At 53.8% G+C, this 11,513-nt stretch carries 8 protein-coding genes; 3 read left to right on the top strand and 5 right to left on the bottom strand.

Features of this window, described 5'->3' with window-relative positions; genetic code table 11:
* Together FDX03_RS08750 and cueO are read right to left on the bottom strand one after the other, a co-directional pair.
* Positions 1 to 1,496: methyl-accepting chemotaxis protein (locus FDX03_RS08750; protein WP_249357019.1), on the bottom strand; the 1,496-nt coding region annotated here is incomplete at its 3' end.
* A 154-nt stretch (positions 1,497 to 1,650) separates the two neighbouring features.
* Positions 1,651 to 3,270: a multicopper oxidase CueO gene (cueO, locus tag FDX03_RS08745; protein WP_124021866.1), complete on the bottom strand. Its 1,620-nt coding sequence runs from the start codon at positions 3,268 to 3,270 to the stop codon at positions 1,651 to 1,653.
* Between the two features lie 153 nt (positions 3,271 to 3,423).
* Between cueO and FDX03_RS08740 the strand changes: the two genes are divergently transcribed.
* A complete protein-coding gene (locus tag FDX03_RS08740) occupies positions 3,424 to 3,771 on the top strand; it encodes a YacC family pilotin-like protein (RefSeq protein WP_003018667.1) in 348 nt (115 codons plus the stop codon).
* A gap of 106 nt (positions 3,772 to 3,877) precedes the next feature.
* Here FDX03_RS08740 and yacL read toward each other — a convergent pair whose 3' ends face one another.
* Together yacL and acnB are read right to left on the bottom strand one after the other, a co-directional pair.
* Entirely contained in the window at positions 3,878 to 4,240 is a 363-nt protein-coding gene (gene yacL / locus FDX03_RS08735) for a protein YacL (RefSeq protein ID WP_048212673.1), read from the bottom strand.
* A gap of 174 nt (positions 4,241 to 4,414) precedes the next feature.
* Positions 4,415 to 7,012, bottom strand: a complete 2,598-nt coding sequence (acnB, locus tag FDX03_RS08730; RefSeq protein ID WP_137345803.1) for a bifunctional aconitate hydratase 2/2-methylisocitrate dehydratase — start codon at positions 7,010 to 7,012, stop codon at positions 4,415 to 4,417.
* A gap of 404 nt (positions 7,013 to 7,416) precedes the next feature.
* On the opposite strand from acnB, the gene FDX03_RS08725 reads away from it, so the two are divergent.
* Positions 7,417 to 9,054: a DUF3300 domain-containing protein gene (locus FDX03_RS08725; RefSeq protein WP_137345802.1), complete on the top strand. Its 1,638-nt coding sequence runs from the start codon at positions 7,417 to 7,419 to the stop codon at positions 9,052 to 9,054.
* Between the two features lie 9 nt (positions 9,055 to 9,063).
* Positions 9,064 to 9,858, top strand: a complete 795-nt coding sequence (locus FDX03_RS08720; protein WP_137345801.1) for a DUF2950 family protein — start codon at positions 9,064 to 9,066, stop codon at positions 9,856 to 9,858.
* A gap of 110 nt (positions 9,859 to 9,968) precedes the next feature.
* On the opposite strand, the gene lpdA is transcribed toward FDX03_RS08720, so the two are convergent.
* Positions 9,969 to 11,393, bottom strand: coding sequence for a dihydrolipoyl dehydrogenase (gene lpdA / locus FDX03_RS08715; protein WP_003018686.1), 1,425 nt, complete (start codon positions 11,391 to 11,393; stop codon positions 9,969 to 9,971).
* Positions 11,394 to 11,513: the final 120 nt, after the last annotated feature.

The raw sequence follows: 11,513 nt of genomic DNA, 5'->3' as shown, positions 1-11,513 counted from the left end.
GCCGCCGCCGCCGCTGACTCCTCCACCAGCGCGGCGTTTTGCTGGGTCACGCTGTCCATCTGCGAAACCGCGAGGCTAACCTGTTCAATCCCCCGACTCTGCTCTTCAGAAGCAGACGCAATTTCGCCCATGATATCGGTCACACGGGTCACCGCCGCGACAATTTCTGCCATGGTTTTACCGGCATCCGAAACCTGCTGCGATCCCATGCCTACACAGTGGGTTGAATTATCAATCAGCGCTTTGATCTCTTTTGCTGCCTGGGCACTACGGCTTGCCAGAGTCCGGACTTCACCTGCCACAACCGCAAAACCGCGCCCCTGCTCTCCGGCTCTGGCCGCTTCTACCGCGGCGTTCAGCGCCAGAATGTTGGTCTGGAAGGCAATACTGTCGATAACGTTCGTGATCTGCGCGATTTGCTGCGAGCTGTCCGCTATTTCACTCATCGTATGCACAACGGTATCAACAACACGACCACCGCGAGCGGCAGTATCAGAGGCGTTTTTCGCCAATTGGGTTGCCTGTTTCGCATTGTCCGTATTCTGCTTCACTGTCGCGGTCAACTGCTCCATGCTGGCGGCCGTTTCCTCAAGCGAGGCCGCCTGCTGCTCGGTGCGCGAAGAAAGGTCGTTGTTGCCCGAGGATATTTCAGCGGCCCCGGTATGAATTGACTCCGAGCTATTGCGTACGGCAGTGACTGTCGAAATCAGCGACTGTTGCATCTCTTCCAACCCCATCGCCAGTCGGCCCATTTCGTTGCGACCTTCAACATTGAGCTTATGGGTTAAGTCTCCACCGGTAATGACGCGAATATGCTCCATAATCTGCGCCAGCGGTTTAAGCAGGATGTGTTGCAACCCGCTCCAGATCATGCCCAGAACGATCAGCACAACCAGAACGATGCCTCCCAGTGTCCACTGCATACGGGAAAAACTGAGCTGATTCTCCGCAGCAGCATGCTGCAGCAGCGCATTATTCTCGTTTCGCCAGTGATCATAGCTCGTTTCCATCTCATCCTGCGCTTTCTGGGCATCAAGATCGCCATAAGCCTGATAGTTATTCGCTCGCAGATACTCAATCGATAATTTCATCACTTCGTGCATCTGGCGATACTGCTTTTCCATTTCACTGGCGATCTGCGGATCTTGCCCTGTCACCTGCGGTAATCCCTGATACTGGGCGAAATAGCCTTCGGCCTTCTTCATTGAATCACTGGCGGTATTGAGCAGCGTGTTGATCGCGGCCAACGAGGCGGGATCGCGCTGATTTTTTAAAAAGCGGATGGCGACGCGCGTCACCGTAACACGGGTTTTAATCAACGTATTGACGCTGTCACTCAGATTTTCTTGCTGAGCGTTGAGGGTGCCTGAGTTCTGGAAATTATGCCTGTCATTGTTTACCGCAGAGTAAAACAGGCTTCCCGTAACGGCCTGCAGTAAACAGAAAATGGCGAGAACCAGCAGAATACCGGTAATAACACGAATATTTTTAATCACGTTTTTTCATCCATTGAACTCACATTGGGTATGTGATGATTATCGGCCCCAAAGGCGATTACTTTATGTTCAATGGCAGAATATGCAGGGGATGTGCCTTACCCAGCCGACAAGAAATATCCTGCAGGCCGGGCAAGCGCAGAGACGTCGTTGTTTAAACCGTAAAACCGAGCATCATGCCGGTGTCTTCGTGCTCCAGCAGATGGCAGTGCGCCATATAGGCATGTTCTTTCGGCGCATCGTGGTCAAACTTCACCAGTACCTCGCTGACGCCGCCCTCTACCCGCACAGTGTCTTTCCATCCCGTACGGTGCGCAGCAGGCGCTTTGCCATTTTCAGACAAAATGCGGAACTGCGTGCCGTGAATGTGGAACGGGTGCAGCATCATGTCGCCCTGACCGGAAATGACCCAGCGTTCATGCTGGCCTTTCGTCGCGGCAAACATCGGTTTATTCATATCAAACGCCAGCCCGTTAATCCGGTTGGCATTATGGAAATCGAATGTGCCATCCTGCTTCATGTTGCCCATGCCGCCATGCTGCATATTCCCCATCTCACCGTGGTTCATATTGCCATGATCCATGTTTCCGTGGCCCATATTGTCGTTATTCATATGGCCCATCATCTGCCCATGATCCATCCCTGCCATGGCCTGCCCGCCGTATTTCTTCATCAGCATTTGCATGCCCATCATGTCGAGCATCGGATCCATAGACAGCTGCAGTTTGCGTACCGTCACCCCATCAAGCGACGGCAGCGCCGGCATAGCTGTCAGCGTATCCGGCAGCGTGCCGGAGGCGGTAATCAGCAGCGGCTGAACGCGCATCACCGGATGTGGCTTATCAAATGGCGCGATCGCCATCCCCATCTGACTGACAGGCAATGTGACCAGATCGAAAGCTTTTCCGTCGCTCACATCCACCAATACTTCAAAACGCTCACCCATCAGCATCGGTAGTTCGGTCACTTTTACCGGCTCAGCTAACAATCCACCATCACTGGCAATCACGTACAGGGGACGGTTATCGCTGGCCGCGATATTCAGTGAGCGTGCGTTACAGCCATTCAGCAGACGCAAGCGCAACCAGCCGCGTGGCGCGGCATGTTGTGGGTAAATCGCCCCATTGGTTAGCAGCGTATCGCCAAACCAACCGACGGCGGCGGTCATCATATCCAACTGATAATTAATTTGTCCGTCAGCGGAAAACTGTTTGTCCTGAATAATCACCGGCACATCGTCGATACCCCACTGCTTCGGTAGCAATAGTTTGCGGATCTCGTCATCTTCAATCAGTACCAACCCAGCCAGGCCCATCGCAACCTGACGTCCGGTTTTCCCGTGTTGATGCGGATGGAACCAACAGGTTGCAGCCCGTTGCGCAGGGGTAAAGGTCACTGAACGCTTCCCGCCCGCCGGAATAACACCTTGCGGCCCGCCATCGACTTCTCCAGGGATTTCCAGCCCATGCCAGTGCAACGTCGTCTCTTCGGCCAGCTGATTATGGATATCCACGCTCACCGCCTGACCTGTATTCAGTTTTACTGCGGGTCCGAGCAGGTTACCGTTATATCCCCAGGTGGTGGCGGTTTTCCCCGCAAACGTCGACTGCCCGGCTTTCACAATCAGCTGTATGCGATTAGAAGCATCCGCAGTTAACAGGTCTGGAATGGGTAACGCAGGGCGGTCAGCCGCAAAAGCGGTGCGGCTCCACAAAGGTAAAGCTGACGCGACGCCCAGCGCCACGGAATACTTTAAAAAGTCACGACGTTGCATATTCATTTCCTTATATTCAGCAGCTTAAGCAGGCTATCTTTTAAGCATAAGCCCTCCCCCTACGGGAAGGTCAAGTGAACGGCTGATAATAAAGGTCGTCGCTTCGCTCGCAGTATGCTAACGTTTAATTTCCGTGATGCAGTGGTAGAAGCAATGAAGACGTTTTTCAGAACAGTTTTGTTCGGCAGCCTGATGGCCGTATGCGCAAACAGCTATGCGCTGAGTGAGTCCGAAGCCGAAGATATGGCCGATTTAACGGCAGTTTTTGTTTTTCTGAAAAATGACTGTGGATACCAGAATTTGCCCAACGGGCAGATACGTCGCGCACTGGTCTTTTTTGCTCAACAGAACCAGTGGGACCTCAGTAACTACGACACCTTCAATATGAAAGCACTCGGTGAAGACAGCTATCGCGATCTCAGCGGTATCGGCATCCCTACGGCAAAGAAATGCAAAGCGCTGGCGCGCGACTCCTTAAGCCTGTTGGCTTACGTTAAATAAGGCACCGTGCCCGATGGCGCTACGTTTATCGGGCCTACGAACCGGGAATGACATCGTTGCGCCAGGCCGGGTAAACGCAGCGCCCCCCGGCAGAGCCGAGTGCGAATTAACGCTGTTGCACAAATTCACGATACGCGGCAACCACCTGCAAGAAATCTTCAACGCCGCACAGAGATAAACTCTCTTCGTCGTAGTAATTCATTCCTTCTTCCATTTCATCGCCCGTGAACTCCAGTTGATTGGCGCGAACCATAACCTCTTCGCCATCCAGCCAGAGCGTGTATTCATGCCCTGCTCGCTGCCAGGAACGTTCACTGCCTTTTACCGCACGCGCCGCCTGTTCCACTTCATCGAGCAAGGCCAGGTTATCTTTCACTTCTTCATTAAACCAGTGCCCCACCACTTCGTGGCCCATGGACATACGCACCTTTACCACTCCGGTAATATCGCGCAGAAATTCGTAATCCATAATGTGTTCCTCTGCTCCCGGCAGTGCGCCAATACCGCACTGCACCTTGCTGTAATTATCGCAGCAGCGCGGCAGAAAAAAAGCGTAGCGGGTATAAGGAATAGAAATAAAAATGCCCGAAGAAGCTGACCTCTCCGGGCATTGATGCGTTTTTGCGCAAAATGCGCTAGCGAATTATACCGCCGTCTGGAAAATCACACCTTCCGCTTTCTCAGTGTACTGAGACAGCTGGTCGAAGTTCAGATAACGGTAGGTGTCGACAGCCGTTTTATCTACCTGTGCCACATAGGTCTGATACTCTTCCGGCGTTGGCAGTTTGCCAATCAGTGCCGCGACCGCTGCCAGCTCCGCAGAAGCCAGGTAGACGTTCGCCCCAGTCCCTAAACGGTTCGGGAAGTTACGGGTAGAAGTCGACACCACGGTTGAGTTGTCCGCCACGCGCGCCTGGTTACCCATGCACAATGAACAGCCTGGGATCTCAATACGCGCCCCGCTCTTACCAAAGACGCTGTAATAGCCTTCCTCGGTGAGCTGTGCCGCATCCATACGTGTTGGTGGAGCCACCCACAGACGGGTCGGTAACTGGCCCTTATGCGCATCCAGCAGCTTACCCGCCGCACGGAAGTGACCGATGTTGGTCATGCAGGAACCGATGAACACTTCGTCGATCTTCTCACCCTGCACGTCAGACAGCAGACGCGCGTCGTCCGGATCGTTCGGCGCGCACAGGATCGGCTCTTTGATATCCGCCAGATCGATGTCGATCACTGCCGCGTATTCTGCGTCAGCATCAGCTTCCAGCAACTGCGGATCCGCCAGCCATTTTTCCATGCCCTGCACACGACGCTCCAGCGTACGGCGATCGCCGTAACCTTCGGCGATCATCCATTTCAGCAGAACGATGTTAGAGCTGAGGTATTCAACGATCGGCTCTTTGTTCAGCTTGATGGTACAACCCGCAGCGGAACGCTCAGCGGATGCATCGGTCAGTTCAAATGCTTGCTCAACTTTCAGATCCGGCAGACCTTCAATTTCCAGAATGCGGCCAGAGAAGATGTTTTTCTTGCCTTTCTTCTCAACGGTCAGCAGACCTTGTTTGATCGCATACAGCGGAATGGCGTGAACCAGGTCACGCAGGGTGATACCCGGCTGCATTTTGCCTTTGAAACGCACCAGAACAGATTCCGGCATATCCAGCGGCATCACGCCGGTCGCAGCCGCAAACGCCACCAGACCAGAACCCGCCGGGAAAGAGATACCGATCGGGAAACGGGTATGAGAGTCACCACCGGTACCTACGGTATCCGGCAGCAGCATACGGTTCAGCCAGGAGTGGATTACGCCATCGCCCGGACGCAGCGACACGCCGCCACGGTTCATGATGAAGTCAGGCAGAGTATGGTGGGTGGTCACGTCAACAGGTTTCGGATACGCAGCGGTATGACAGAACGACTGCATCACCAGGTCAGAAGAGAAGCCCAGGCACGCCAGGTCTTTCAGTTCATCGCGGGTCATTGGGCCAGTGGTATCCTGAGAGCCGACGGAAGTCATCTTCGGTTCGCAGTAGGCCCCCGGACGGACGCCGGTTACGCCACATGCGCGGCCAACCATTTTCTGTGCCAGAGAGAAGCCGCGGCTGCTTTCCGCCACGTCTTTCGCCTGACGGAATACATCGCTGTGCGGCAGCCCCAGCGCTTCACGCGCTTTGGTGGTCAGGCCACGACCGATAATCAGCGGAATACGGCCACCGGCACGTACTTCGTCAACCAGCACATCGGTTTTCAGCTCAAAGCTGGCCAGCAGTTCGCCGGTTTCGTGGTTACGCACTTCGCCCTTGAACGGGTAAACGTCAATCACGTCGCCCATGTTCAGGTTGCTTACGTCCACTTCAATTGGCAGCGCGCCCGCATCTTCCATAGTGTTGAAGAAAATAGGTGCAATTTTGCCACCCAGACACAAGCCACCACCGCGCTTGTTCGGTACATGAGGGATATCATCGCCCATAAACCACAGCACGGAGTTGGTCGCAGATTTACGCGAAGAACCAGTACCGACAACGTCACCCACATAGGCCAGCGGGTAACCTTTTTTCTGCAGTTCTTCGATCTGTTTGATTGGGCCTACCACGCCTGGCTGATCCGGTTCGATACCTTCGCGGGCGTTTTTCAGCATCGCCAGCGCGTGCAGCGGGATATCCGGGCGAGACCATGCGTCCGGTGCCGGAGAGAGGTCATCGGTGTTGGTTTCACCGGTCACTTTAAAGACGGTAACGGTGATTTTTTCAGCCAGAGCCGGACGGTTGAGGAACCATTCGGCATCAGCCCAGGACTGCATGACCTGCTTCGCATATTCGTTGCCCGCTTTGGCTTTTTCTTCCACATCGTAGAAGTTATCGAACATCAGCAGCGTTGAAGAGAGCGCTTTGGCGGCAATCGGCGCCAGTTTGGCATCATCCAGCGCGTCGATCAGCGGATGAATGTTGTAACCACCCTGCATGGTGCCCAGCAGTTCAATGGCTTTTTCTGGCGTGATCAGCGGAGAGGTAGTGTCACCTTTAGCGACAGCGGCGAGAAAACCGGCTTTAACGTAAGCGGCTTCATCTACACCAGGGGGAACGCGGTTAATCAACAGGTCTAACAGGAATTCTTCTTCGCCCACAGGCGGGGTCTTCAGCAGCTCGACAAGTGCAGCCATTTGGGTTGCGTCTAAGGGTTTCGGCACAATCCCTTGGGCAGCACGCTCAGCTACGTGCTTACGGTATTCTTCTAGCACGACGATATCTCCTCGCTCTCATTGTCATAATGCGGCGCTTTTGTATATGGGCGATTCTCTTCACGCTCCTGTGAGACAGCAGTTAGTAGGGTAAATGCCCGGTACCGCAAAAGGCACAATAACAGGATTTTCGTTGGGTGTTAATCTGTTTACAAAAAAGCAACATAAAAAATTGGCTGAATCGTTAAGGATGGTCTAACGCTCTTCGTCATGGCAGAAGGGGAATGATAATTTCGCCCGCAATGTTTAGTCACATTATTTAGCTCCCTGGTAATAAACTTGCGTTAACGATCCCAAGATTCGTCAAAAATTAAACTATTGTCTCTTTATACTCACGGAACACTGCACCCACTGGCGGCAGGCATAATGACTATGACGATTCTTAATGAGTCGGGAGAGATAAAATGACGTTGCCCTTTAAGCCCCATATCATTGCTCTGGCGTGCAGTGCAGGGTTATTTGTCGGTGCGGGCGTACTGTATGTAAACAGCCGCACACCAGAAGCCCCCTCTCAGCCTGCCCCGGCAGCAGCGCCTCAACCGCCCGTTGCGGCGGCTCCCGCAGTAGCCCCGGTTGCGCCAACAACGTATACCACAGCTCAACTCGATCAGTGGGTTGCCCCTGTTGCGCTCTACCCTGACCCGTTGCTGTCTCAGGTGCTGATGGCCTCAACATATCCATCGAACGTGGTGCAGGCGGTTCAGTGGTCTCGTGATAATCCGACACTGCAAGGTGACGCCGCCATTCAGGCAGTGTCCGGCCAGTCATGGGACCCCAGCGTGAAGTCGCTGGTGGCATTTCCGCAATTGATGGCCTTGATGGGCGAAAACCCTGACTGGGTACAAAACCTGGGGAATGCGTTTCTGGCACAACCACAGGACGTGATGGATGCCGTACAGCGCCTGCGTTTGCTGGCTCAGCAAACAGGCTCGCTAAAATCCACTCCGCAGCAAACGGTCACGAACACCCAGAAAACAACCGTGATTCAGACGCCGTCATCATCAACGACGAAAGTGACCAGCAGCGCGCCCACCTCGACGGTTATCAAAATTGAGCCGACCGATCCACAGGTGGTATATGTGCCGAACTACAATCCAACCGTTGTTTACGGCAGTTGGCCTAATACCGCCTACCCCCCTGTCTATCTGCCGCCCCCTCCGGGCGAGCAGTTTGCCGATAGCTTCGTCAAAGGTTTCGGCTATAGCCTGGGCGTTGCGACGACGTATGCACTGTTCAGTAACATCGACTGGGATGACGACGACCATCACCATGATGATGACTATCATGACCATGACGGCCCTCACGGCGGTAATGGCTACCAGCACAACGGAGATAACATCAATATTGATGTTAACAATTTCAACCATATATCCGGACAAAACCTTAAAGGGCAAAACATTGCCTGGCAGCATAACCCTGCGTACCGTAACGGCGTGCCTTACCAGAACGACGCGGTCGCACAACGTTTTCATCAGACCAACGTTAGCGGGGGATTAAGCGCCACTCAACATACACCGACCGCCACTGCCACACGAGACAGCCAGCGTCAGGCCGCAATGACGCAGTTCCAACAGCGTAGCCAGACCTCCCCGGCAAACTTCTCGGGTCAGACATCGCGGGATGCTCAACGCAAAGCAGCCTCTTCACAGCTAAATCAAATTGCCCAGCGCAATAACTATCGTGGCTATGACGAAACACAAAACAACAACCGTCGTGAAGCAGCACAGAAGACGCTGAATAAATCCACTACGCAACAGCAGCACCGCTCTGAACTGAAGTCAAAAGCTCAGCAGCATCCGGTTTCACAGCAGCAAAGGGAAACCGCTCGCCAACGCGTTGAATCATCCAACTCGCAACAACGTCTGGCCTCCCGTCAGAATACGCATTCAAACGTCTTCAGCGGGAATGACAGTCGCTCACCGTCGTGGCAGTCCCAGCAACTGCGTGGGCAGGAAAGCCGTCGCGCGGGCAACCTCAACAGCGGGCAGCGCGCTGCGGCACGTGAAAATTTTTCTGAGCACCACGAATTTCGCCGTCGTTAACCGGAGCCGATGATGAAAAAAATTATGTTAAGCGCCCTGTTGCTCTCCTTGCCGCTGGTGAGCTATGCGCAACAGGCGTTCACCTCCCCCGAAGACGCGGCCAGTGCATTTGCCGCTGCGGTGGCGCAGCAAAATGAAAAGCAGCTCACGGCGCTACTGGGTGAAAACTGGCGACATTTTTTGCCACCAGAAGGGGCCGATCCGGAAGCAGTGGCACGCTTTAATCGCGACTGGAAGGTGAGCCATCACATTGCGCTGCAGGGCAATATGGCGCATCTCAACGTAGGGCAAGATGACTGGCAGTTACCCATACCGATGGTGAAAACCAGCAAAGGCTGGGCGTTCGATATGACCGAAGCCCAGGAGGAGATCCTCACTAGAACGATCGGTCGCAACGAGCTTTCAGCCATCGAAGCGCTGCACGCCTACGTTGACGCGCAGCAAAGCTATTACGCGCTGAACAAATCGTATGCGCAAAAAATTGTCAGTAGCGAAGGTAAAAAAGATGGGCTTTACTGGCCCGTCACACCAGGCGAAGCGCCAAGCCCTCTGGGACCCGCCTTCAGCCCACAAGAACCCGGCACGGGTTATCACGGTTATCGTTTCCGCATACTGCCGGACAAAGCCAGTGGTTTCGCCATGATTGCATGGCCGATTAGCTACGGTCACACCGGAGTGATGAGCTTTATGATTAGCGGCGATGACAATGTTTATCAGGCCAACCTTGGCGAAGCATCACAACAGAAAGCACAGGCGATGACTGAGTACAGCCCTGAAAAAACCTGGCATCCCGTAGCGCCCTGAACAGCCAACGCATTGGTTGTCTCGTCATTAAGAGACTGCCGGGAAAATTGCGGTGAATCTTAAGGCAAAAAAAACGCCTCCGAAGAGGCGTTTTCACAAAAGCGGGAAGATTACTTCTTCTTCGCTTTCGGGTTTGGCAGGTCGGTGATGCTACCTTCGAACACTTCTGCCGCCAGGCCCACAGATTCGTGCAGAGTCGGGTGCGCGTGGATGGTCAGCGCGATGTCTTCAGCGTCACAACCCATTTCGATCGCCAGACCGATTTCGCCCAGCAGCTCGCCGCCGTTGGTACCGACAATCGCACCACCGATAACACGGTGAGATTCTTTGTCGAAAATCAGTTTGGTCATACCGTCTGCGCAGTCGGAAGCGATAGCACGGCCAGAAGCAGCCCACGGGAAGGTGGCGGTTTCGTAGCTAATGCCTTTTTCTTTCGCTTCTTTCTCGGTCAGACCAACCCATGCCACTTCTGGTTCAGTGTACGCGATGGATGGGATAACTTTCGGATCGAAGTAGTGTTTCTTACCGGCGATAACTTCAGCGGCAACGTGACCTTCGTGAACACCTTTGTGCGCCAGCATCGGCTGACCGACGATATCGCCGATAGCAAAGATGTGCGGCACGTTGGTGCGCAGCTGTTTGTCAACGCGGATGAAGCCACGGTCATCAACTTCCACGCCAGCTTTGCCCGCATCGAGGTTTTTACCGTTCGGTACACGACCGATAGCCACCAGCACAGCATCGTAACGCTGAGCTTCAGCAGGCGCTTTTTTGCCTTCCATGGAAACGTAGATACCGTCTTCTTTCGCTTCAACGGCGGTCACTTTGGTTTCCAGCATCAGGTTGAATTTCTTGCTGATGCGCTTGGTGAAGACTTTAACCACGTCTTTATCGGCAGCCGGGATAACCTGGTCGAACATTTCAACCACGTCGATCTCTGAACCCAGCGCATGGTACACGGTACCCATTTCCAGACCGATGATACCGCCGCCCATAACCAGCAGGCGTTTAGGAACGGTTTTCAGCTCCAGCGCATCAGTGGAATCCCACACGCGCGGATCTTCATGCGGAATGAATGGCAGTTCGATCGGGCGGGAACCCGCCGCGATGATCGCGTTGTCGAAGTTGATCACGGTTTTGCCGTTTTCGCCTTCAACTTCCAGGGTGTTTGCCCCGGTGAATTTACCCAGACCGTTAACCACTTTCACTTTACGGCCTTTGGCCATACCCGCCAGACCGCCGGTCAGTTGAGTGATAACTTTTTCTTTCCAGGTACGAATCTTGTCGATATCAGTTTTCGGCTCGCCAAAAACGATACCGTGTTCAGCCAGCGCTTTGGCTTCTTCGATAACTTTTGCTACGTGCAGCAGCGCTTTAGAAGGGATACAGCCGACGTTCAGACAAACACCACCGAGGGTGCTGTAACGTTCTACGATGACGGTCTCCAGACCTAAATCTGCGCAACGGAAGGCAGCAGAGTAACCTGCAGGGCCTGCCCCAAGTACCACGACCTGAGTTTTGATTTCAGTGCTCATCATGACCTCTTAATTTATACCCGTCGTCCACCGGGTCGTTCTATCCGCCCGTATTTTACAAAATTGTTAACAATTTTGAAACAACAAACGGCAACCGATTTGTCTTTCGCACAATAACCT

The organism is Citrobacter sp. wls827, assembly GCF_005280875.1.
Classification (GTDB): Bacteria; Pseudomonadota; Gammaproteobacteria; order Enterobacterales; family Enterobacteriaceae; genus Citrobacter; species Citrobacter youngae.
The sequence above is the reverse complement of the archived record's forward strand: the minus strand, read 5'-3'. Positions and strand labels throughout refer to the sequence as shown.